General features: G+C 68.6%; 16 protein-coding genes. 6 read left to right on the forward strand and 10 right to left on the reverse strand.

All coding sequences use genetic code 11. The annotated features are described in order from the left end of the window. Nucleotides 1-17: 17 nt before the first annotated feature. From ABIB38_RS07465 to ABIB38_RS07500, 8 genes are all read right to left on the reverse strand, one after another. Nucleotides 18-1,469 carry an efflux transporter outer membrane subunit gene (locus tag ABIB38_RS07465; RefSeq protein WP_429203099.1) on the reverse strand — a complete coding sequence of 484 codons (1,452 nt, stop codon included), beginning with the start codon at nt 1,467-1,469 and terminating at the stop codon, nt 18-20. Beyond that, nucleotides 1,466-4,735 carry an efflux RND transporter permease subunit gene (locus ABIB38_RS07470; protein ID WP_429203100.1) on the reverse strand — a complete coding sequence of 1,090 codons (3,270 nt, stop codon included), beginning with the start codon at nt 4,733-4,735 and terminating at the stop codon, nt 1,466-1,468. The genes ABIB38_RS07465 and ABIB38_RS07470 overlap by 4 nt, the downstream gene beginning before the upstream one ends. Then, a complete protein-coding gene (locus ABIB38_RS07475) occupies nt 4,732-7,827 on the reverse strand; it encodes an efflux RND transporter permease subunit (protein ID WP_429203102.1) in 3,096 nt (1,031 codons plus the stop codon). The genes ABIB38_RS07470 and ABIB38_RS07475 overlap by 4 nt, the downstream gene beginning before the upstream one ends. Nucleotides 7,828-7,975: 148 nt before the next feature. Then, on the reverse strand, nt 7,976-9,289 hold the full coding sequence (locus ABIB38_RS07480; RefSeq protein WP_429203104.1) for an efflux RND transporter periplasmic adaptor subunit: 1,314 nt from the start codon (nt 9,287-9,289) through the stop codon (nt 7,976-7,978). Between the two features lie 373 nt (nt 9,290-9,662). Then, complete coding sequence (sppA, locus tag ABIB38_RS07485) at nt 9,663-11,519, reverse strand: signal peptide peptidase SppA (protein WP_429203106.1); 1,857 nt, start codon at nt 11,517-11,519, stop codon at nt 9,663-9,665. Nucleotides 11,520-11,553: 34 nt separating this feature from the next. Then, complete coding sequence (locus tag ABIB38_RS07490) at nt 11,554-13,026, reverse strand: sodium:solute symporter (RefSeq protein ID WP_429203108.1); 1,473 nt, start codon at nt 13,024-13,026, stop codon at nt 11,554-11,556. 103 nt (nt 13,027-13,129) lie between these two features. Continuing rightward, on the reverse strand, nt 13,130-13,561 hold the full coding sequence (locus tag ABIB38_RS07495; protein ID WP_429203110.1) for a hypothetical protein: 432 nt from the start codon (nt 13,559-13,561) through the stop codon (nt 13,130-13,132). Nucleotides 13,562-13,675: 114 nt separating this feature from the next. Beyond that, the gene (locus tag ABIB38_RS07500) at nt 13,676-15,157 is read right to left on the reverse strand and encodes an NYN domain-containing protein (RefSeq protein ID WP_429203112.1); all 1,482 of its coding nucleotides are present in this window, start codon (nt 15,155-15,157) and stop codon (nt 13,676-13,678) included. A gap of 390 nt (nt 15,158-15,547) precedes the next feature. Here ABIB38_RS07500 and ABIB38_RS07505 point away from each other — a divergent pair, with 390 nt between their 5' ends. After that, complete coding sequence (locus ABIB38_RS07505) at nt 15,548-17,476, forward strand: hybrid sensor histidine kinase/response regulator (RefSeq protein WP_429203114.1); 1,929 nt, start codon at nt 15,548-15,550, stop codon at nt 17,474-17,476. Between the two features lie 150 nt (nt 17,477-17,626). Continuing rightward, the gene (locus ABIB38_RS07510; protein WP_429203115.1) at nt 17,627-18,052 is read left to right on the forward strand and encodes a DUF7684 family protein; all 426 of its coding nucleotides are present in this window, start codon (nt 17,627-17,629) and stop codon (nt 18,050-18,052) included. Nucleotides 18,053-18,071: 19 nt separating this feature from the next. On the opposite strand, the gene ABIB38_RS07515 is transcribed toward ABIB38_RS07510, so the two are convergent. After that, nucleotides 18,072-18,491, reverse strand: coding sequence for a DUF1810 domain-containing protein (locus tag ABIB38_RS07515; protein WP_429203117.1), 420 nt, complete (start codon nt 18,489-18,491; stop codon nt 18,072-18,074). A gap of 61 nt (nt 18,492-18,552) precedes the next feature. Here ABIB38_RS07515 and ABIB38_RS07520 point away from each other — a divergent pair, with 61 nt between their 5' ends. The 3 genes from ABIB38_RS07520 (at nt 18,553) to ABIB38_RS07530 (ending at nt 20,751) form a co-directional block, all read left to right on the forward strand. Beyond that, entirely contained in the window at nt 18,553-18,774 is a 222-nt protein-coding gene (locus ABIB38_RS07520) for a DUF3820 family protein (protein ID WP_429203119.1), read from the forward strand. A gap of 229 nt (nt 18,775-19,003) precedes the next feature. Then, the gene (locus ABIB38_RS07525; protein WP_429203121.1) at nt 19,004-19,402 is read left to right on the forward strand and encodes a response regulator transcription factor; all 399 of its coding nucleotides are present in this window, start codon (nt 19,004-19,006) and stop codon (nt 19,400-19,402) included. A gap of 41 nt (nt 19,403-19,443) precedes the next feature. Beyond that, nucleotides 19,444-20,751, forward strand: coding sequence for a hypothetical protein (locus ABIB38_RS07530; RefSeq protein ID WP_429203122.1), 1,308 nt, complete (start codon nt 19,444-19,446; stop codon nt 20,749-20,751). A 17-nt stretch (nt 20,752-20,768) separates the two neighbouring features. On the opposite strand, the gene ABIB38_RS07535 is transcribed toward ABIB38_RS07530, so the two are convergent. Then, a complete protein-coding gene (locus ABIB38_RS07535) occupies nt 20,769-23,051 on the reverse strand; it encodes an ATP-binding protein (RefSeq protein ID WP_429203124.1) in 2,283 nt (760 codons plus the stop codon). 239 nt (nt 23,052-23,290) lie between these two features. Here ABIB38_RS07535 and ribA point away from each other — a divergent pair, with 239 nt between their 5' ends. Further along, nucleotides 23,291-24,016, forward strand: a complete 726-nt coding sequence (gene ribA, locus ABIB38_RS07540; RefSeq protein WP_429203126.1) for a GTP cyclohydrolase II — start codon at nt 23,291-23,293, stop codon at nt 24,014-24,016. Nucleotides 24,017-24,050 lie beyond the last annotated feature (34 nt).

A 24,050-nucleotide genomic window follows, 5' to 3' on the forward strand; every position in this document is an offset into this window, starting at 1 on the left:
CGCATCCCTTGCACCTCTTACCGCGCGGCGTCGGCCAGCGTTTGTTCCTGCCAGCCGCCGCCCAGCGCCTGGATCAGCGACACCGCCGCCGTCTGACGGTCGGCCTGCACCTGCACCAGCGAGCGGCGCGCGGACAGCGCCGTCACCTGGGCCTGCACCACCTCGGTATAGCCCACCTGCCCCGCCTTGTAGCGGTTCAGGATCTGCTCTTCGACCAGCCCGGCCGCCTCGGCCGCCTCGGCCCGCAGCTGCTGCTGCTGTTCCAGCACGCGGGTGGCGGCCAGGCCGTTCTCGACGGCGCCGAAGGCGTCCAGGACCACCTGGCGGTAGCGCGCCACGGTCGCCCGGTGGCGCGCCTCGGCGCCTGCGACGCTGGCGCGGGTGGCGCCGGCATTGAAGATGGTCTGGGCCGCCGACAGGCCGAACGACCAGGCCGCGGCGGACGCCGAGAACAGGTCGCCCACGCGGTTGCTGGTGTTGCCATAGGAAGCGGACAGGCCAAAGTTCGGGAAGTAGGCCGAGCGCGCGACGCCGATGTCGGCATTGGCCGCCGCCACGTCGCGTTCGGCGGCGGCGATGTCGGGACGGCGCTGCAGCAGGGTCGAGGGCACGCCGACCGGCACGTCCGGCACCGACACATGCCAGGGCGCCGGCGGCAAGGAAAAGCTCGACGGGGTCCGGCCGACCAGCACCGCGATCGCGTGCTCGAGCTGGGCGCGCTGGTTCTGCAGCCCGAGCGCCTCGCTGCGCGCATTGGCGAGCTGGGTCTGGGCCTGCAGCACGTCGGAGCGCGCCGCGATGCCCGCCTCGAACCGGTTCGAGGTGATTTGCAACACGCGCTCGTACCCTTCGATGGTCGAGGCCAGCATTTCGCGCTGGGCGTCGGTCTGGCGCAGCGAAAAATAGTTGATCGCCAGCTCGCCCTGGGCCGCGAGGACGGCGCTGGCCAGGTCGGCGGCGGTGGCTTGGGCACTGGCCTCGGCGCCGGTCACGGCGCTCCTCAGGCGGCCGAACACGTCCGGCTCCCAGCTGGCGCCGATCTGCAGGCGATAGGAACTGTTCGCGCCGCGGTTGACGCTGTCGTCGCCCCCGCCGATGCGGTCGGCGCCGGCTCCCAGCGACACCACCGGGAACAGCGAGGCGCGCTGCTGCGCCACCAGCGCGCGCGCCTGGTCGTAATTGGCGAGCGCCACCGCCACGTTCTGGTTCGCGGCCTGCACCTGCTGCGCCAGGCGATCGAGCTCGGGGTCCTCGAACAGGGTCCACCAGGGGCCGCGCTCGAGCGCATCGGCAGGCGCCGCCGGAACCCAGCCTTCGGCCTCCTTGTAGGCGCCCGGCAGCGCCGCGTCGGCGACAAGCGGGCTGGGCCGTTCATGGGCGGGGCCGACGGCGCAGCCGGCCAAGGCCGCAGCAAGGGCGAGGGCGAGCAGGGAAAAACGGAATGGAAGCTGTTGTCGCATAGTGGTCATGGTTTGGCCAGGGACGGGCCGCCCTCGGCTTCATGGGGGTGACGGGTCAGGTTGTGTTCATCGGGTTTGCGCGTGCGCAGCTTGTCGAGCAGGACGTAGACCACCGGCGTGGTGAGCAGGGTCAGGAGCTGGCTCGCGACCAGGCCGCCGATGATGGCGATGCCCAGCGGGCGGCGCAGCTCCGAGCCTTCGCCGAAGCCGATCGCCAGCGGCAGCGCGCCCAGGGCCGCGGCCAGGGTCGTCATCAGGATCGGGCGGAAGCGCAGCATGCAGGCCTCGCGCACCGCCTCGGTGGCGGAAAGGCCGCGCGCGCGCTCCGCTTCGAGCGCGAAATCGATGATCAGGATCGCGTTCTTCTTGACGATGCCGATCAGCAGGAATACCCCGATCAGGGCGATGATCGAGAACTCCATCTTGAACAGCAGCAGCGCCAGCACCGCGCCGACGCCGGCCGACGGCAGGGTCGAGAGCACCGTCACCGGGTGCACCAGGCTTTCGTAGAGGATGCCCAGCACGATATAGATGACGACGATCGCGGCCAGGATCAGGAGCGGCTGTTCCTGGCTCGATGCCTGGGCGGCGGCGGCCGTGCCCTGGAAGCTGCCGCGCACATTGCTCGGCATGCCGATGTCGGCTTCCGCCTGGCGCACCGCGGCCTCGCCGTCGGCCAGGGTGAATCCCGGGTTCAGGTTGTACGAGACCGTGGTCGCCAGTTCGCCGTCCTGGTGGCTGACGGAGGTCGGCGTGGCGCTTTCGGCAAAGCGCGCGATCGCCGACAGCGGCACCATGGTGGCGGCGGCGCTGGCCAGGGCCTGCCCGCCGGACGGGTCGCGCGCCGCGGTCAGGTAGCCGGTCGCCGAGGCCGCCGCGCCGGCGGCGCCCGCGGCGGCGGGCGTGCCGGTACCGGTGGCCACCGCGCTCGCGGCCCCGCCGGTCGGCCGCGCCGGCACGTAGACGTCCTTCAGCGCCTCGGGCGACTGCGCGTATTTCTGGGCCACGCCCATCACCACGTGGTACTGGTTCAGCTCATCGTAGATGTTCGCCACCTGGCGCTGCCCGAAGGCGTTGTACAGGGCATTGGTGACGTCGCGCGTGGTGATGCCCAGGCGCGCCGCCGATTCCTTATCGATGGTGACGTAGGTCTCGACGCCGTTCTCGGCCTGGTCGGTGTCGACGTCGACCAGCGCCGGCTGCGCCTTCATGGACTCGGCCAGGCGCGTCGCCCATGCCTTGAGGTCTTCGGCATTGTCGCTCTTGAGCGTGTACTGGTAAGTCGAGTTGCTGGAGCGCCCGCCCATGCGCAGGTCCTGCACGGGATTGAGGAAGATCGTGATGCCGGTGACCTTGGCCATCTGCGGGCGCAGGCGCGCGATCACGGCCTGGGCCGCGACGTCGCGCTCGCGCACCGGTTTCAGGTTGACGAACATGAAACCGCCGCCGGCGCGTCCGCCGCCGGTGAAGGCGACCACCGTCTCGACCGCCGGATCCTTGCGGATGATCTCCACCAGCTGGTAGATCTTCTTCTGCATGGCCTGCGACGAGATGCTCTGGTCGGCGCGGATGCCGCCATTCATCTGGCCCGAGTCCTGCTGCGGGAAGAAACCCTTCGGGGCGCTGGAGAACAGGTAGACGTTCAGCGCCACCGTAAACAGCAGGATGATCATCACCAGGAGTTTACTGTCCAGCGCCCAGTCGAGCGCATGCTCGTAGACGCGCAGGACGCGCGCGAAGCCACGTTCAGACCAGCGCGCCAGCCGGCCCGGCCGCTTGTCCGGATCCTCCTTGCGCAGCAGCCAGGCGCACATCATCGGCGTCGTGGTCAGCGAGATCACCAGCGAGATCAGCACCGCCGCCGAGAGCGTCACCGCGAATTCGCGGAACAGCCGTCCCACCTGCCCGCCCATGAACAGCAGCGGAATGAACACCGCCACCAGCGACAGCGAGATCGACAGCACGGTGAAGCCGACCTCGCGCGCGCCCAGCAGCGCGGCCTGCATGCGGTCCATGCCGTTCTCGATATGGCGCGCGGTATTTTCCAGCACCACGATGGCGTCGTCGACCACGAAGCCGGCGGCCACCGTCAGGGCCATCAGCGACAGGTTGTTGAGCGAGAAGCCGAGCGCGTACATCACGCCGAAGGTGCCCAGCAGGGACACCACGGTGGCCACCGCCGGCACCACGGTGGCGCGCAAGGAGCGCAGGAACACGCTGACCACCGCCACCACCAGCACGATCGACAGCACCAGCGTGAACTCGATCTCGTGCAGCGAGGCGCGGATCGAGTTGGTGCGGTCCGAGGCCACCGCCAGGCTGATGTCGCCCGGCAGCTGGGCCTGCAGCGAAGGCAGCAGGTCGCGGATGCCGTCCACGGTCTCGATCACGTTGGCTTCGGGCTGACGCGTGACCAGCACGATCACCGCCGGCTGGCCGTTGAACAGGCCCAGCGTGTACACGTTCTCGGGGCCGTCGAACACAGTGGCCACGTCCGACAGGCGCACCGCGGCGCCGTCGCGCCAGGCCACCACCAGGTCCTGGTAGTCGCTGGCGCTGCGGCCGTCGCCGCCGGCCGGCTGCGAGTAGATCTGCAGGCGGTTGCCGTTGCCCTCGATTTCGCCCTTGGGACGGTTCGGATTGCTGGCCTGGATCGCGGCGCGCACGTCCTCGCTCGAGACGCCATAGCGGTTCATCGCATACGGCACCAGCTCGACCCGCACCGCCGGCAGCGAGCCGCCGCCGATTTCCACTTCGCCCACGCCTTTCACCTGCGCCAGGCGCTGCTGGACCAGGTTCGACACCGATTCATAGATCTGGGCCGGGGATTTGGTCTTCGAGGTCAGGGCCAGGATGATCACCGGCGCGTCCGAAGGATTGGCTTTCCGGTAGGTCGGGTTGCTGCGCAGGGTCGCCGGCAGGTCGGCGCGCGAGGCGCTGATCGCCGCCTGCACCTCGCGCGCGGCGGCGTCGATCTGGCGGTTCAGTTCGAACTGCAGGCTGATGCGGGTCGAACCGGTGCTGCTGCTCGAGGTCATCTCGTTGACGCCGGCGATCACGCCCAGGCGCCGCTCCAGCGGCGTGGCCACGCTCGAGGCCATGGTTTCCGGACTGGCGCCCGGCAGCGAGGCCGAGACCGACACGGTCGGATAGTCCACCTGGGGCAGCGGCGCCACCGGCAGCACGAAATAGGCGGCGATGCCGGCCAGCGCCAGGCCCAGGGTCAAGAGGACCGTGGCGATCGGGCGCTCCACGAAAGGGCGCGACAGATTCATGCGCCCGCCCCTTCAGTCTTGTGGGGCGCCCTGCCGGTCCAGCGCCGCGCCGTGCGGTCGAAGGCCAGGTAGATCACCGGCGTGGTAAACAGCGTCAGCAGCTGGCTGAGGATCAGGCCGCCGAAGATGGCCAGGCCCAGCGGCCGGCGCAGCTCGGCGCCTTCGCCGGTGCCCAGCATCAGCGGGATGGCCGCGAACAGCGCCGCCAGGGTCGTCATCAGGATCGGGCGGAAGCGCAACAGCGCGGCCTGCCTGATGGCCACGAGCGGCGACTTGCCCTCCTCGCGCTCGGCCTCGATCGCGAAGTCGATCATCATGATCGCATTCTTCTTGACGATGCCGATCAGGAGGATGATGCCGATGATGCCGATCACGCCCAGGCCCTGGCCGCTGACCCACAGCGCCAGCAGCGCGCCGACGCCGGCCGACGGCAGGGTCGACAGGATCGTCAGCGGGTGGATGTAGCTCTCGTAGAGCACGCCCAGCACGATGTAGACGCAGACGACGGCGGCCAGGATCAGCCACAGCTGGTTCGACAGCGAAGCCTCGTAGGCGCCGGAGGCGCCGAGGAAGGTCATGCTGACCGAGGCCGGCATGCCGATCTCCTCGGCGGCGGCGCGGATCGCGCTCACGGCCTGGCCCAGCGAGGTGCCGGACGCGGTGTCGAAGCCGACCGTCGCCGCCGGATACTGGGCCACGTGGATCACCTGCAGCGGCGCCTGGCGCTCGCTGATGGTGGCGATCGCCGACAGCGGCGTCGGCTGGCCGGAACCGGTGCGCAGCTGCAGGCGGCCGAGCGCGGCGATCGACATCGCCTCGTCCTGCTGCGCTTCCAGGATCACACGGTACTGGTTGGTCTCGGTGAAGATGGTGGAGACGATGCGCTGGCCGAAGGCGCTGTACAGCGCGTCGTCGATCGAGGCGGCCGTGATCGACAGGCGCGCGGCGGTGTCGCGGTCGATGTCGATGAAGGCGGCGGCGCCTGCCGCGCCGGCGTCGGTGATCGCCGTGCGCAGCTCGGGCAGGCTGCCGATTCGTTGCGTCAGCCGGCGCGCCCACTCGTTGACGGTGGCCTCGTCGGCGCCCTCGATCGACAGCCGGTACTGGGTCGGGCCGCTCTCGGCGTCGATGGTCAGGTCCTGGGTCGGCTGCAGGAACAGCTGCAGGCCCGCCACATTGGCCACGCGCTGGCGCAGGCGCTGCATGGTCTCGAGCGGGTCGCCGCGGTCGGCCTTCAGGTTGATCAGCATGGTCCCGGTGTGCAGCATGGTGTTGTTGGCGGCGTCGACGCCCACGTAGGACGCCACCGAGGCGACCTCGGCATCGAGCATGATCTGGCGCACCGCTTCCTGCTGGAGCCTGGCCATCTCGGTGTACGAGATCGACTGGCGCGCCTGCACCCGGGCCTGCAGCTGGCCGGTGTCCTGGGTCGGGAACAGGCCTTTCGGGATGACCGTCCACATCAGGGCGGTCAGGACCAGGGTGCCCACGGCCACCAGCAGGGTCAGTCCCTGGCGCGCGAGCACCCAGCCCAGCATCACGTCGTAGCGGGCGATGACGCGATCAAAGAACGCCTGGAACCTGACGGCGAACCGGCCCGGCTTTTCTTCTTCATGGCTGCGCAGCCAGCGCGCCGACATCATCGGCACCAGGGTCAAGGAAACCACGCCCGAGATCAGGATCGTGATCGCCAGCGTCACGGCGAATTCGCGGAACAGGCGGCCGACCACGTCGCCCATGAACAGCAGCGGGATCAGCACCGCGATCAGGGACACGGTCAGCGAGATGATGGTGAAGCCGATCTGGGTGGCGCCCTTGATCGCGGCGGCCATCGGCTTTTCGCCTTTTTCGATGTAGCGCGCGATGTTCTCGATCATGACGATCGCATCGTCGACCACGAAGCCGGTGGCGATCGTCAGCGCCATCAGCGACAGGTTGTTGAGGCTGTAGCCGAGCAGGTACATCACGCCGAAGCTGCCGATCAGCGAGATCGGCACGGCGAGACTGGCGATGATGGTCGCGCGCAGGCTGTGGAGAAAAGCGAAGATCACCAGCACCACCAGCGCCACGGCCAGCAGCAGCTCGATCTGCACGTGCTTGACCGAGGCGCGGATGCCGGTGGTGCGGTCGCTCAGCACGTCCATGCGCAGCGCCGTCGGCAGGCCGGCCTGCAGCTCGGGCAGGCGCGCCTTGATCGCGTCCACGGTGGCGATCACGTTGGCGCCGGGCTGGCGCTGCACGTTGAGGATGATCGCCGGCTTCATGTTGGCCCAGGCGCCCAGGCGCACGTTCTCGGCGCTGTCGACCACGTTGGCCACCTCCGTCAGTTTCACGGGGGCGCCGTTGCGGTAGGCGACGATCAGGTTTTCATAGTCGGGGACGGTGACCAGCTGGTCGTTGGCGTTGATCGCATACGAGCGTGTCGGGCCGTCGAAGCTGCCCTTGGCGCTGTTGGCGTTGGCGGCGCTGATCGCGGTGCGCAGCGTGTCCAGCCCCAGGCCGTAGGACGCGAGCGCCTCGGTGTCGGCCTGGATCCGCACCGCCGGCCGCTGGCCGCCCGACAGCGAGACCTGGCCCACGCCTGAGACCTGGCTGATCTTGAGCGCCAGGCGCGTGTTCACCAGGTTCTGCACCTCGGTCAGCGGCAGGGTGTCGGAGGTGATGGCCAGGGTCAGCACCGGCGCGTCGGCCGGGTTGACCTTGGCGTAGACCGGCGGCGCCGGCAGGTCGGTCGGCAGCAGCGAGCCGCCGGCGTTGATCGCGGCCTGCACTTCCTGCTCGGCCACGTCGAGCGTCTCGCCCAGCGCGAACTGCAGGGTGACGATCGAGACCCCGGCGGCGCTGGTGGAACTCATGCGGGTCAGGCCGGCCATCTGGCCGAACTGGCGCTCCAGCGGCGCGGTGACGGTGCGCGCCATGACCTCGGGACTGGCGCCCGGGTACAGGGTCTGCACCTGGATGGTCGGAAAATCCACCTGCGGCAGCGCCGACAGCGGCAGGAAGCGGTAGCCGACCAGGCCCGAGAGCACGATCGCCAGCATCAGCAAGGCGGTGGCGACCGGGCGGTGGATGAAGGGAGTGGAGGGGCTCATGCCTGCCCCGGAATGCCAGCACCGCCGCCACGTCGTTCCCGCGCAGGCGGGAACCCAAGTACCGCGTGCGCAGCGTCGACGCCGGCAAACTCAGGTTCCCGCCTGCGCGGGAACGACGGGCTGGGGGCGCGGGTCGCCGGAGCCACCATCATTGCTGCGCCCCTTGTGCCGGGCGGCCCTCAGCCGGGCGCCCTTGGCCACGCCCCTGCCCCTGCCCCTGGCCACGCGCGCCGGCCGGACGATCGCCCGGCAACACCACGCTGGCGCCATCGCGCAGGCGGTCGGCGCCTTCGGTGATCACCTGCTCGCCCACCTTCAGGCCGCTGGCGATCTGCACCTTGTCCACGCTCGCCTGGCCGCGCGTGACGGTGCGCAGCGCCACGGTGCGCGCTTGCGGGTCGAGCACGTAGACGAAGTCGCCGTTGGCGCCGTGGCGCAGCGCCGTCACCGGCACCACCACCGCGTCGCGCAGGGTATCGACGGTCAGGCGCAGGTTGACGAACTGGCTGGGGAACAGCTTGTTGTCGCCGTTGGCGAAGCGGGCCTTGGCGCGCACGGTGCCGGTCTGGGTGTCGACCTGGTTGTCGAGCGCGATGAAGCTGCCGCTGGCCAGCGCCTCGGTGCGGGTGCGGTCCAGCGCGGTGGCCGGCAGCCTGGCGTCCTGCGCGATGCGGCCCTGCAGCATCGGCAGCTGGTCTTGCGGTACGGCGAATTCAACGTCGATCGGCGACAGCTGGGTAATGACGGCGATGCCGTTCGCATCGCCGCTGCCGACCAGGTTGCCCACGTCCACCGTGCGCAGGCCGACCCGGCCGCTGATCGGCGCGCGCACCGTCGCATAATCCAGGTTCAGCTGGGCCGTGCCTTCGGCCGCCTTGTCGGTCATCACCGTGCCTTCGAGTTGCTTGACCAGCGCGGCCTGGGTATCGACCTCCTGGCGCGCGATCGAATCCTGCTCGAGCAGCGTGCGGTACCGCGACAGCATCAGGCGCGCGCTTTCCAGCTGGGCTTCGTCGCGCTGGCGCTGGCCGCGCGCCTGCAGCAGGGCCATCTGGAACGGGCGCGGATCGATCGTCGCCAGCACCTGGCCCTGCTTGACCAGCTGGCCTTCGGCGAAATGGATTTTCTGGACCACGCCCGACACCTGCGGACGCACGGTGGCGGTCGCGGCCGCGACCACGGTGCCGAGCGCGTCCAGGGTTACCGGCAGATCGGCCTGCTGGGCGGTGGCGACGCCGACCGTGGTGGCCGGACGGCCCCGTCCCCCGCCGGGCCCGCCGCCAGGACCGCCGGCCGCCATCCCCGGGCCACCCGGCCCGCCCGCCGGCTGGTGGGTGAGCCACCAGGCCAGGCCACCCAGCGCCACCATCGACAGCACGGCGATCACGCCGCCGATGAGGCGGGAACGCCGGGTGCGGGCGGGACGGTCGGTGATTGAATGGGGCGGGAGATGCTGGTCCATGCTTGTCCTTGTTCGATATGGATGTGCGCAAAGCCGTGCCAAGAACCTATCCCGGCAGGTGGAAGGAAGTTCATGCCGATGCATGGAGAGCGTGATCAACGCGCTCTCGGCCCGACCTTCACCTACCGGGATAGGTTCTTACTGCACAATACGTGTCACGCTGACTTTAGCATGGCCGTTTCACTCACAATGTTTCGTAACGTACATTGAGATGCCGTGGAATCAACGTTGTCAAAGTCGCCTTAACGCCGATTTACACAGTTCGGCGCTATTTAGCCGAAGTAAACGAAAAACGGGCGCGAACCGTCGCTCGCGCCCGTTGAAACATTGTATTAATCAGTTACAAACTGCCGGCATGAAACGCCGTCAGTGGTCACCAACCGCCGCAGAAGCAGTGGGCCACCGCCGCGAACGGCTTGCGTTCCTGCGTCAGTTCGGACAAAAAGGCCATGTCTTGCGCCACCTGGCCGACCGGCCCGGCCGGAATCGCCTGTTCGACCAGGCCCAGCTTGACCTGGATCGTCAGCGCCTGCGCCGCCGAGGCGCCGGCCATTTGCAGGAAGCGCTCCACCCGCGTGACCGGACGCTCCACATAGACCACGCGGTAGTCCGGGTCCAGCTTGGCGCGGCCGGCGGCCGAGGCCAGGGCGTCGTTGTAGCTGCCCAGGCGGTCGACCAGGCCGCGCTCCTTGGCCTGGGCGCCGGTCCAGACGCGGCCCTGCCCCACCTCGTCGATTTTCGCCTGGGTGGTCTTGCGCGCCGCCGCCGCCTTGCTGGTGAAGTCGGCATACACGTGGTTGATGCTTTGCTGGACCAGCTTCTCGAAGCGCGGATCGAGCGGGCGCAGCGGATTGTAGGCGTCCGCCAGCCAGGTGGTGGTCACGCCGTCGGTGCGCACGCCCAGCTTGTCGGCCACCTTGTGGGCGGTCGGCAGCAGCGCGAACACGCCGATCGAGCCGGTGATGGTGGCCGGGTCGGCGATGACCTCGTCGGACGCCATCGAGATCCAGTAGCCGCCCGACGCCGCCACGCTGCCCATCGACACCACCACCGGCTTGCCGGCGGCGCGCGTCAGTTCAAGCTCGCGCCGGATGAGTTCGGAGCCATAGGCGCTGCCGCCGGGCGAATCGACGCGCAGCACCAGGGCCTTGATCGAATCGTCCTCGCGCGCCTGGCGGATCAGGTTGGCCGTGGCGCGCCCGCCCACCACGCCGGGGCCGCCCGCGCCGTCGGTGATGGTGCCGGAGGCAACGATCACGCCGACCGCGTCGCCGAAGGCTTTTTGCGGATGGCGCGCCAGGTATTCGTGCATGCCGATCTGGCGGAACGACTTGATGTCTTTTTCGTAGACGCCGCGCTTGATCATCAGCGCGCGCAACTCGTCGCGCGTCTTGAGGCCGTCGACCAGCCTGGCCTGCAGGGCGACCCTGGCGGCGCTGCCGCCGGCCGCTTCCATGCGCTCGGGCAGCGTGTCGATCATGCTGGCCAGCGATCCGTCGGGCAGCTTGCGGTTCTTTTCGACGAGGCCCGTGTAGCCCGACCACATCGCGTTGTACAGGAAGGCGTCGGCCTCGCGCGCGGCGTCCGACGGGCCGTTGGCGATATAGGGCTCGGCCGCGCTCTTGTAGGTGCCGACCTTGACCAGGTTGACCGTCACGCCGACCTTGTCGAGCGCGTCGCGATAGTAGTTGCGGCGCCCGCCGAAGCCCTCGATCAGCACCATGCCCATCGGGTGCACGTAGACCTCGCTGGCGTGCGAGGCGACCAGGTAGCGCTTCTGGTCGTACTGGCCGCTCCAGGCCACGACCGTCTTGCCGGCCTTCTTGACGCGCTCGACCGCGGCGCCGAACTCGCGCAGCATGGCCATGCCGCCGCCGTTCATTTCGTCCAGCAGCAGCACCACGCTCGTGATGTCGGGGTCGCGCGCGGCATTGTCCAGCACCTGGGTCACGTCGCGCAGGCGCACGGTGCGCTTGCTGTCGCCGCCCACGTTGTCGAGCAACGTGTCGCGCAAGGTGGTTTCGTACTGTTCCACCAGGTCGCCCTTGACCTCGACTACCAGCGCGGTCTTGCTCGACAGCGGCTTGACGCCGCCGCCGAAGAACGTCGCGATGACCAGGATGAGGATCAGCAAGAACAACAGGTTGAAGAAAGTGCGGCGGGTCACGTCGAGCGCGGTCCACAGAAACACGAACCCGCGCCGCAAGGCGCTCAGGGGCTTGAAGGCCATCGGAACTCCAGTCAAAGTCAATGAAACGAAGCGATCAGGCGACCTGCCCGGCCCCGGCAAGGCCGGGTTGGCGGCGCGAAATCGCATACAAGCCGGCAAACACCAGTATGCCGTTAATCAAGAGTAATTCCAGCCCGAGGCGGTAGGCGCCGAGCAGATAGGCCTGATTGTACTCAAGGATCGCGCACAGGACCGGCGCGCCGATCGTCACGAGCGGTACAAGGCGGTCGTTCGGCATGCGCGCGGTCAGCATGCCGAAGGCAAACAGGCCGAGCAAGGGACCGTAGGTATACGCCGCCAGCTTGAGGATCACGCCGATCATGTTCGGGTTGTCGGCCGCCTTGAAGCCCAGCACCAGCAGCAGGAACAGGAAGGCGAAGCCCAGGTGCACGCGGCGGCGCAGGCTTTCGGCCTGGGCCTGGGTCAGGTCGGTGCGGCGCTTGATGCCGAGCAGGTCGATGCAGGTCGACGAGGTCAGCGCCGTGATCGCCCCGTCGGCGCTGGGGAACAGGGCCGAGATCAGCGCGATCAGGAAGATGATCTGCAGGGCCGCCGGCAGATGGCCCATCACCACCGCCGGGAAGATCTTGTCCCCGACGGCCGTCACGCCGGCGATGGGCGCATACAGGTACAGCAGGCCGCCCAGGAACACGAAGGACAGCAGCACCACGACCAGCACCGCGGTCAGGGCCAGCATGTTCTTTTGCGAATCCTTCAGGGTCTTGACCGAGATGGTCTTCTGCATCATTTCCTGGTCCATGCCGGTCATGGTGATCGTGATCAGGGCGCCGGCGACGATCTGCTTGAGCCAGAAATTGGGGCTGTCGATGTCATGCGTGAAGATGGTGGCCAGACCCTGCGCCTGCATCTGGTTCAGGCTTTCGGGAATCGACATGTTCAATTCGCCCAGCAGGATCCAGACGCAGGCGAACAGGCCGAACAGCATGCAGCTGGTCTGCAGGGTGTCGGTCCAGACGATGGTCTTCACGCCGCCCTGGTAGGTGTACAGCAGGATCATGCCCAGCACGACCAGGGTGCTGAGCCAGAACGGCACGCCCAGGCTGTCGAGGATGATGGCTTGCAGGATGTTTACCACCAGGTAAAGACGCGCGGTGGCGCCCAGCAGGCGCGAGATGATGAAGAAGCCGGCGCCACTCTGGTAGGCGCGCCGGCCCAGACGCACGTCGAGGTAGTGGTAGATCGAGGTCAGCTGCAGGCGGTAGTACAGCGGCAGCAGCACATAGGTCACGGCGAGGTAGCCGATCACGTAGCCGATCACGATCTGGGCATAGCCGAAGCCGTCGACACCGACCGCGCCCGGCACGCTGACAAAGGTCACGCCGGACAGGGTGGTGCCGACCATGCCGAAGGCAACCAGCATCCAGTTGCTGCTCTTGTTGCCGATGAAGAAGCTGTCGTTGTTGGCGCCTCTCGAGGTGGCCCAGGCGACGCCGAGCAGCAGTGCGAAATAAGCGATGAGGATGCAGAAGAGGAGTAGCGGGGACATGGCGTGCCGAGGTTGACGTTTCGCTCAGCAATATACACCGTGTTCCAGCCCGGCCCAAGGGCCGGCGCCGCGCCCTGCCCCTGGCGCCTGCGCGAAAAAGCGCTCAGATTTCTTCGCCGCGCACCCGCGTGAAGGGGCCGATGCAGGCCTCGCCCGAGGCGTCGGCGCACAGCAGGAACAGCTTGCCGGACGGATGGAAGCGCACGAAATGGGTGACGCTGGCGCCCGGCTTCATGACGTTGCCGGAGCAATCGGGCTTGCCGTTGTCCTTGGTGACGCGGTCGGTCAGGCGATAGAAGCCGTCGCGATCGGGCTGGTTCGGGATCGTGTAGACGCTCTCGGAAATCTCGGCGGCGCTGGTGACCAGCGTGGTGCCGTCGGCGCGGAAGCGGTAGGTCTCGAGGCAGTTGGTGTCGGGCACCGCGAGGCGCCAGATGCCGAGGATCGGATGGTCGGCGGCCGGCCCCTTCTGCGCCAGCGCTGGCGCGCAGGCGACCGACAGGGACAACAGCAACAGGCTGGCAACTATGCGCATGGCGAGCTCCTTCGACCCGGGCGGATGAGGCCTGCCCGGGCTCGGGCAGGCCATGCCATTATGGCATCGCCGATGGCGGCGTGGCGCACGCGCCGCGCCGCGCGTCGCCAACGGTCAGCCGTTGTCAGTGCCGGCTTTCGGCTTGGCCGGGCGACGGCTGCGCGGCGCCGCCTTGCGGGCCGGCGCCTTGGGGGCCGGAGCCTTGTGGGCCGGGCGCGCGCCCTTCTTGCGCTCCGGCTTGGCCTCGGCCCCGGCCTCGCTGGCATCGTCGGCCATGGCCGCGACGGCATCGAACTCCGGTTCGGCCGGCGTCTCGGACTCGGCCCGGGCGGCTTCCAGCGCGGCCTGTTCGGCCAGCTTCTTGGCCGACGGCTTGCGCGGCGCACGGCGGCGTTCCTTGGCCGGGGCCGGCGCTTCCTCGCCTGCTTCAAGCGCCGGGGCCTCGGTCACGACCAGCGTCGGCTGCGATGCCGGCTGCTCGATGGCCTCGAGATCGGCCGCGGCCGTGGCGTCGCTCTCCATCGGGACCGGTTCCAGCCAGGCCGGGATCGGCGCCGAGGTGGAGGCCGATTCGCCGCGCGCGCCCGCCTTGCGTCCGCCACGACCGCGGCCGCGGCGGGTGTCCGGCTTGACGCCTTCTTCCGGCGCGGTCTCGACCGGGGCGGCTGCCTCGATCCCGTCCTGGCCTGCGGCGTCCGGGACCTCGACGTCATCCTGCACCGCGAACTCGGCAACCGGCACGAGCACCGGCGCATTCGCGCTGCGATAGACGTAGGTGCCCGACTTTTCGTCGCGGCCGAACTCGAACAGCCCGCGGGTCTGCGCTTCTTCGAGCAGGTTGCCGAAGGTACGGAAGCCGTAATAGGTCTCGGAGAAGTCCGGACGGCGGCGCTTGAGGGTGTCTTTCAGCAGCGAAGCCCAGATCTTGCCGGTGTCGCCGCGCTCGAGCACCAGGGCGTCGAAGGTCTCGACCACCATGTCCAGCGCCTGCACCTTGCGCGCCTCGAGTTCTTCCTTGCGCTTGTCGTCGCCGGCGCCCGCCGCGGCGCCCGAGCGCCGTCCCGGCTGCCCCTTGCGCGCCTCCTGCTCTTCCTTGCGCTTGGCGGTGGCGCGGTTCTTTTCGCGCACCAGGTCGTCGTAGAAGATGAATTCGTCGCAGTTGGCCACCAGGAGGTCGGAGGTCGACTGCTTGACGCCGACGCCGATCACCTGCTTGGCGTTCTCGCGCAGCTTGGAGACCAGCGGCGAAAAGTCGGAGTCGCCGCTGATGATGACGAAGGTATTGACGTGCGACTTGGTGTAGCACAGGTCGAGGGCGTCGACGACCAGGCGGATGTCGGCCGAATTCTTGCCCGACTGGCGCACGTGCGGGATCTCGATCAGCTCGAAGTTCGCCTCGTGCATGCCCGCCTTGAAGGCTTTGTAGCGATCCCAGTCGCAGTACGACTTCTTGACCACGATGCTGCCCTTGAGCAGCAGGCGCTCCAGCACCGGCTTGATGTCGAATTTTTCGTAGTTGGCGTCGCGCACGCCCAATGCGACGTTTTCGAAGTCGCAGAACACCGCCATGCTGATGTTGTCGGAAGATGAGGCCATGAGTTGTTGTTTTCTGGTAATGAGTGGACAGGCTACCGGCGATTATACGCAACGCGAGCGTTTTGCCGTTGTCTTGTTTGCCGCGGTGTCCCGGGTTCCGGGCTCCGGCCGCACCAGCATATGGAGGAATGAGGCTGATCGCTGCGGCCGGCTGTGCTCGACGCCAGGGACAGCAAGTCGCACCGATACGCGAGCTCCTCGATGTCTGTGAAACTCAACCCCATAAAAGAAGATCCCCACCAGCGTGGGGAAACCATCTGCGGCTATCCGCAACAATGCCGTGCCGACGTAAACACGACCATGCATACGAGGATTGCGACCGGTTCAATCGTCCGTTCAACATGCCCACTTCTGCCCTATAATTTCGTCTCCTGCGACCGGTCTTCGACGATGCTTCCTGCCACCTTGTTCGAGTCAGCCTTCAACAGCTCGCCCTTCGGGCACTACCTGCTGTCGCCCACGCCTGATGCGATCATCCTTGCGGTCAACGATGCGTTCCTGAAGGCATCGTCGCGCACCCGCGAGGAACTGGTCGGGACCAGCCTGTTCAAGGCCTTCCCCGGCAACCCCGACGATCCCGAAGACACCGGCGAAGCGGACCTGCGCGCCTCGCTCGCCAAGGTGCGCGCGACCGGCCTGCCCGACACCCTGCCGGCGGTGCGCTATCCGATTCCCGTGGTGCTGCCCAATGGCCAGACGATGTTCGAGGAACGCTTCTGGACCGCGACCAGCACGCCGATCTTCGGTCCCGGCGGGGAGCTGGTCTGCATCTCGCACAGCAACAACGACGTCACCGCCCAGTTGCGCTCGGAGGCCGCCGTGCGCGAAAGCGAGAAGCGCTTCCGCGCGCTGACCAATGCGACGGCCGAAGTCATCTATCGCATGAACCCGGACTGGACCCAGCTGCGCCATCTCGAAGGCCGCGGCTTCCTGAAGGACACGGACGACCCAAACCGCTTCTGGCTGGAGGAATACATCCCGCCCGAGGACCAGGAGCGCGTGCACCAGGCGGTCGCGCGCGCCATCCGCGACGGCTCGGTCTTCGAGCTCGAGCACCGGGTGCGGCGCGCCGACGGCAGCAGCGGCTGGACCCTGTCGCGCGCGGTGCCGATGTTCGACGCCGCCGGCGCGGTCTACGAATGGATCGGGACCGCCAGCGACATCACCGAGCGCAAGGCGGCGGAAGAAAAGCTGCGCGAGGCCGACCGCCGCAAGGATGAATTCCTGGCCATGCTGGCGCACGAGTTGCGCAATCCCCTGGCGCCGATCGGCGCCGCGGCCGAGCTGCTGCAGCGCATGAAGCTGGACGAGGCGATCGTCAAGCGCACCAGCCAGATCATCGGGCGCCAGGTCGGTCACATGACGGCGCTGATCGAAGACTTGCTGGACGTTTCGCGCGTCACGCGCGGCCTCGTCGAGCTGGACACCGCGCCGCTCGACGTCGGCGCCATGCTGCACGAGGCGGTGGAACAGGTCATGCCGCTGATCCAGGCCCGCCGCCACGACCTGACGCTGAACCTGCCGCCGCCGGACACGCAGATTGCCGGCGACCGCAAGCGCCTGGTGCAGGTGGTCGCCAACCTGCTGGACAACGCCGCCAAGTACACGCCGGAAGCCGGGCGTCTCGAGGTCGCATCGAACATCGATGCCGAACGGCGCCTGTGCATCGACGTGCGCGACAACGGCATCGGCATGGCGCCCGAGCTGGCGGCGCGCGCCTTCGAGCTGTTCGCCCAGGCCGAACGCTCATCCGACCGCGCCTCGGGCGGCCTGGGGCTGGGCCTGGCGCTGGTGAAGAACCTGGTCGAACTGCATGGCGGCGAGGTCGCCTGCGACAGCGCCGGCCCGGGCCTCGGCAGCCGGTTCACGGTGTGCCTGCCGCTGCTGGAACGCCGGGTCGACGCCGCCCCGCCACGAGAAGAATTGCGCGGCGCCGCACAGTCTGGATCGCTGCGCGTGATGATCGTGGACGACAACGTCGATGCGGCCGTCACCCTGTCGATGCTGCTGGAGTCGGGCGGCCATCGGGTCGCGGTGGAGCACGACGCCTTGCGGGCGCTGGAGTGCGCGCGCGGTTTCAGGCCCCACGCCTGCCTGCTCGACATCGGCCTGCCCGGGATCGACGGGCTGGAACTCGCGCGCCGCCTGCGCGGGCTGCCGGAAACGAGGGGCGCGATGCTGGTCGCGGTCACCGGCTACGGCCAGGCGCGCGACCGCGACCAGATTCTCGGCGCCGGCTTCGACCACCACCTGGTCAAGCCGATCGACACCGGGCGTCTGTATGCGGTGCTCGACGAGCGCTGCGACACGGCGGCCTAGCGGCGCGGCGCAACCCGGCGCAACCCCGCGCAACGCGGCGCCCTGCACGAAGCGCGCCAGATCCCGCGCGAAACGCTGGCACCGCGGACGGCTGGCACGATCGGCGCCGGGCGGCGATAATGCCGCCAACCTTTTTCCGGCATCGACATCATGCAAGCACACAAAGCCCATTACCTGCAACTGCGTCCCCACGACGCCCTGCCCGACCTGAAGCACCTGGCCCCGTTCATGGCCGTGGTCGTGATCGACGACGACAGCGACGAAATGTGGCGCTGGGACGTCGCGCGCTGGCTGGTCGATTCCGGCTGCCGCTACATGCTGGCCTGGGGCAAGGAGTGCGCGAGCTGGAACGAGGCAGTCGAGGATGCCGCCTTGGAAGCGTTCGACTACGAAGACGTCGCGCCGGAACAGGCAGTGCTGACGACGGCGCACGAGGATGACGACCTGGACGAAGCGTTCTGGTTCGCCCGCCACCGCGCCAGCCATCCGGCGCTGCGCTTTTCCACCGCGGTGATCCTGCACGTGGCCATGCGCGGCCGGCCGGACGAATTGCTGGCGCAGTTCGCCGACGCCTGAACCGGCGTTTTTCAGCACCTTACAGTCGCGCGAGCGTTTCCGGGTCGGCCTCGCCGTCGAAATACTTGTCGATACAGGCCTGGAACACGGCCTCGTCCGGCGCCACCTCGGCGAACAGGGTCATCGACGAGCGGAATTTCAGCTCGTCCGGGTGGCCGAAGATCTCGTGCGCCGACGGCCCGTCGAGCGCGGCGACGATGCCCGCGCATTCGCGCAGGCGCTGCCCCAGGACCGGATGGGCCAGGTAGGCGGCCGCCTCGTCCTCGGAGCCGATGGCATACCGCCGCGCCATTTCGCTGCTGCCCAACCCCTTGAACTGCGGAAAGACAAACCACATCCAGTGGCTGCGCTTGTGCCCGGCCCGCAATTCAGCCAGCACGCCGGCGTAGATTGGCTCCTGCGCCTCGACGAAGCGCGCCAGGTTGAAGTCATCCATCATGTTTCCTCCCCTTGTCACCGAAATGCTACAACGCCATCGTTGTTTGCTAAAGTGCCGCACGATGAACGCTGAACACCTCTCCCTCCTCCTCGTCCGCGAAATGCCGTACGGGAAATATAAAGGCCGCAAGCTGGCCGACCTGCCCGGCCACTACCTGGGCTGGTTCGCGCGCGAAGGCTTCCCACGCGGCGAGCTGGGCCAGTTGCTGGCCCTGATGTATGAACTCGACCACAATGATTTGCGCGGCCTGCTCGATCCGCTGCGTCGGCCATCGGCCAGGTGATACTTAGAACCTATCCCGGTAGGTGAGGGGAAGTTCATGTCGATGCATGGCGAGTGTGAGCAAGGCGCGAGGAGGCCGCATGGCGAGCCATGCAACGACGAGCAACGCAGCGCACGCTTGCCAGGCGCGGCAGGAACGACCCTCACCTACCGGGATAGGTTCTTAGCAACAACCACGCCAATATCCGCGCAGGCATCGGTATAATCGAATATTCAACGAAGAATTCACCATGCTCAACGAACACGTTCCCGCACCCCTGGTGCTGGTGGTCGAGGATGACGACCACATCGCCCAGGTATTGCGCTTCATGCTCGAACGCCAGGGCTACCGCGTCCTGCACCTGGCAGACGGCCGCGCCGCGAGCGAGTACGTCGCCGCCAGTCCCGAGATCCCCGACCTGGTGCTGATGGACGTGATGCTGCCCCATCTCGACGGCTACGAGATCGTCGTCCTGGCCCGTGCGCGCGCCGATTGGGCGGCGGTGCCGATCCTCATGCTGACCGCCAAGAACACCGAGCGCGACACCGTGCGCGCGCTCGACGCCGGCGCCAACGACTTCGTCGGCAAGCCGTTCCAGCCCAACGAACTGCTGGCGCGCGTGCGGCGCCTGCTGCTGCCGGCCGCCTGAACCGGGCGCTACGAATCGCCCGGCTCGCTTACACTCGGGGCATGTCGCGCTCCATTTTCCTGCTCCCGCTCCTGCTGTCCTTGCCGGCCCAGGCCGCCACCTTGCTGCTGTGCCCCGGCACCCCGCTCGCCTCGCCCGGCGCCGTGACCGAGGACTACACCACCGCCAGGGGCGCGCGCATGCGCGCCATCGTCACCGAGGCGCCGGGCAAGCCCGATCCCGGCTGCCGCGCCGTGCCGCTCAAGGTGGCCGCCAGCGGCGTCCAGGCCCTGCACTTCCTGCCGCCGGACGCGGCGCCGGGCGACACGATCCTGCTGCACGGCGAACAACGGGGCAAGGAATTCACCGTCACCGGCCACACGCTGGGCGCACAGCCGCCGCCGCCCGCGCCGCAGCCGGGCCTGTCCACCCGACAACCGCTCGACGCCGCCGAGGTGCGCCGGCGCGCGCCGCGCGCCGCCTGGGCCTGGAGCCCGAACGCCTGGCGCGAACGCGCCGACGCCATGCTCGACTGGGCCGCCGGCCAAGGCATGGGAGAGTTGTTCATCAATGTGCCGGTGCGCGCCGGCGAGGTCGCCGAGCCGCAGGCGCTGGCGGCCTTCGTGCGCCAGGCGCACGGCCGCGGCATCGCGCTGACCGCCTTCGAGGACGGGCCCGACCTGATCCTGCCGACCGCGCGCGCCGACGCCGTCGGCCGCATGCGCGCCTATGCCGCCTACAACGCGCGGGCGGGCGCCGGGGAAAGCCTGAAGGGGGTCCAGTTCGACGTCCAGCCCCAGCTGCTCGATCCCGACAAGCTGCCGAAGGCGGCGCGCGACGGCCATTACCTCGACCTGCTCGCCGCGCTGCGCGAGGCCGCCGGCAAGATGCGGCTCGAGGTCGTGGCGCCGGCCGCCTGGAGCCAGGAGGACGCGCTGCTGCGCGGCCTGGCGCGCCATGTCGACGTGCTGACGGTGCGCAACTACCGCACCGACCCCGATGAGATACGGCGCCATGCGGCGCCCTTCCTGGACTGGGGCGTCAGGCACGGCAAGCGGGTGCGCATCGCGCTCGAGGCCGGACCGGCCGGCGCCGGCGTGGAACGCCACTACCGGCGCCTGGGGCCGGACGCCAAGGGCGACCTCCTGATGTTCGACCTGGACGGGCAGAAGGTGCTGATGCTGCTGAAGGTGCCCGCGGCGCAGGATGAGGCGCAGGCGTATGCGCTGGCCGACCGGCGCGGCATCGCCGGCTCGGACACCACCTTCCACTTCGACAAGCCCGCGCTGATGCGCCTGCTGCCGCAGCTGGAAAGCGGCTTCGGCGCGTGGAAGAGCTTTGGCGGAATGGCGGTGCACGCGCTGCGCTAGAACTACCGTGGAGCCGGTTACCCCAGCGGCAGCTCCACCGTAAACCGCGTTCCCATCCCGGCCCGGGTCTCGAAACCGATCGTGCCGCCGTGCTCCTCGACGATCGCCTTGCTGATGCTCAGCCCCAGCCCGGTGCCGCCGCGCTGGCGCGTGTCGTGGGCATCGGCCTGGGCGAAGCGCTCGAACATGCGGCCCTCGAATGCGGGCGGGATGCCCGGGCCCTCGTCGGTCACGCTCAGGCGCGCCCAACCCGGCCGCTGCGCCAGGCCCACCGTCACCGCCTTGCCGGACGGCGTGAACTTGATCGCGTTCGACAGCAGGTTGCTCAGCACCTGCACCACGCGGTCGTGGTCGATCGCGGCCCGCACCGCTTCGGCGCCCGGCGCCAGGTCGAGACGCAGCGCGACGCCGGCCTGGCGCGCCTGGCCCTGCATCGCCTCGGTCGCGTGCCGCACTACCGGCGCCAGCGGCTGCACGCTGCGCCGGTATTCCATCTGGCCCGCCTCGATCTTCTGGATGTCGAGCACGTCGTTTACCATCCGCATCAGGCGATCGCAACTCTGGTTGGCGATGTGGATCAGCTCGGCCACGTCCGGCGGCAATGCGCCGGCCATGCCGGTGTCGAGCAGCGAGAGCGAGGCGTGGATCGACGTGAGCGGCGTGCGCAGTTCGTGCGAGACGGTGGACACGAATTCGCTCTTCATGCGGTCGATCTTCTTGCGCTCGGAAATGTCGTGCAGGAAGATACTGAAGAAGGCGTCCTCGCCCTCGCCCGCGAGCGCCACCGTGGTCTCGACCATGAATTCCGTGCCCTGGCGGTTGACCACGATCCGCTCCAGGCGCCGGCCATACGAAAACTCACCACCCTGATGAAAGCCGCGCAGCGCCTTGGCGATGCTGGCGCGGTAGCGCTCGGGCAGGATCATCTCGGCCAGCGGCCAGCCTACCGCCTCGTGGCGGCTCCAGCCGAACATGCGTTCGGCGGCCGGATTCCAGTCGAGGATCATGCCGCGCTGGTCGACCGCCATGAAGGCGTCCTGCGCCGCCCCGACGATGGCGGCGATGCGCTGCTCGCTGGCGCGCACCGAGGCCAGCGCGCGTTCCAGTTCCAGGGTGCGCTGCTCGACCCTTAGCTCGAGGGTGTCGTTCAGCACCTGCAGCTCGGCGCGCCGGTGCACCAGCGCCGTCACCAGCGCATTGAGCGCGCCCGACAGCTGGCGCACCTCGGTATAGCCGCGCTGCGCCGGCACCAGCTCCTGGCTGTCGCCGCGGCGCAGGCGGTCGGCCGACGCCGCCAGGGCCTGCAGGGGCCGCGTGATGCGGCGCGCCAGCAGCAGGCCGGCCAGCGAGAACAGCAGCGCCAGCACGGCGCCGCTCCACAGCGTGCGCGCGCGCAGCTCGCGCACCGGGCGGTAGGCGTCCTCGAGTTCCTGGCGCACCAGCACGTGCCAGCCGAGGCCCGGATAATCGCCCACCGGGTGCGTGGCGGCGTAGCCGACCAGGTAGTCGCGTCCGTCGGGCCAGCGCTCGGCCACGTAGCCGGTGCGCTTCTTGCGCGCGTGGTCCAGGCTGGACAGGTTGACCGTGGTGTCCTGCAAACCGTCGGGACCCAGCAGCACCACGCCTTCGGCGCTGACGATCAGGGCCTGTACCTGGTGGCGCGTCTCCACCGGCGCGATGATCGAGCGCTCGACGTCGCGCGCCCATTCCCACGACAGGTGGGTGCCCAGCACCCCGGCCGGCTTGCCGTTCGCGTCCATCCAGGGAAAGGCCACGTCCACGAAGCGGCGCGGCTCGCCCTTTTGCACCGGCAGCAGCTTGGCCAGCAGCACCGCCTCGTGCACGTCGCCGACGTAGGTGCCCTTGAGGGCATTGATGAACCACGGCCGCTCGGCCACGTTGTTCCCTTCCAGCAGGCCGCGCGCCTCGGCCAGCACCGTGCCGTCCAGGCCAGCCATGCCGATCCATTCGTAATAACCGTAGGTCGACTGCATGTCGCTCAGGATGCGGCGGCGCTCGGCGCGCGTCGCCGACGGCCCCACCAGCTCGCCGCGGCGCGCCATCAGCCGCACCTCGCGATAGCGCTCGTACATGCCGCGATCGAGCTTGTCGGCGGTCTGCATCGCCATCTCGCCCAGCCCGTTGCCGATGCTGCTCTTGACCTGGTCGGTGGCGGCGCGCTCGACCACTTCGACCAGCAGCAGGGTCAGGACCACGGTCAGCACCGAGAATGCGAGCGCGAGCCAGGCCCCGAGACCGCGCGGGCTCAAGCGATGCAGGAAAGGGCGGGAATGCGGCATGGAGGCCTCTAGAACGGTCGTGGAGACGGAGCGTACCACGGTGACATTAATACTCGGCAATACACACGGCAATACGCAACCTGGTCATTTGCCGAACCCGACCGTTCGCCGGGCGCTCGCGCCGCCTGGCACAGCCGCCGCGCGGGACCGGCGAAATGCGGGTGATTCCGCACGGCCATGCCCGATTTCCGGTAAACTTCACCGCTGTAAGAACATCGATATCGATTGGAAACACCGTCATGCAAGCCACCGCCCCTGCCCTTTCCGCGCCGCCTTCCCTGCTGGACTATGCCACTTCGTGCGCGCTGCCGACGCCGTGGGCCCAGTTCACGCTGCACGCCTGGGTCGAGCCGGCCACCGGCAAGGAACACCTGGCGATGGCCCTGGGCGACCTGTCGACCGGCGAGCCAGTGCTGGCGCGGGTGCACTCCGAATGCCTCACCGGCGACGTGATGTTCTCGCAGCGGTGCGACTGCGGCGCCCAGCTGGAGGGCGCGCTGCAGCGCATCGCCGAGGAAGGACGCGGCATCCTGCTGTACCTGCGTCAAGAGGGCCGCGGGATCGGCCTGGTCAACAAGATCCGCGCCTACCGCCTGCAGGAAGCCGGCGCCGACACGGTCGAGGCCAACCTGCAGCTGGGCTTTCATGCCGATGCCCGCAACTACGAGCTGTGCCGTCCGATGCTCGCGCAGTTCGGCATCAAGTCGGTGCGCCTGATGACCAACAACCCGCGCAAGATCGACGCCCTGAACCGCATCGGCGTCGCGGTCGCCGAGCGCGTGCCGCTGCTGGTGAACCGCAATGTCTACAACAACAGCTACCTGAACACCAAGCAGGCCAAGCTGGGCCACATGATGGCGCCGCTGACCGCCGTCGAGCAGGGAGAACAGGCCCTGGTCGAACCGGCCGACGCAGCGCCGTCGGCGTCGGCTTCGCCCTCCTCATTGCCCCCGAACGTGCGCTAACGCGCGCAACGCTCGTTGATCCGGTGGCAAGATA

The sequence above is a fragment of the Massilia sp. UYP11 genome (assembly GCF_050434805.1).
Classification (GTDB): domain Bacteria; phylum Pseudomonadota; class Gammaproteobacteria; order Burkholderiales; family Burkholderiaceae_D; genus Telluria.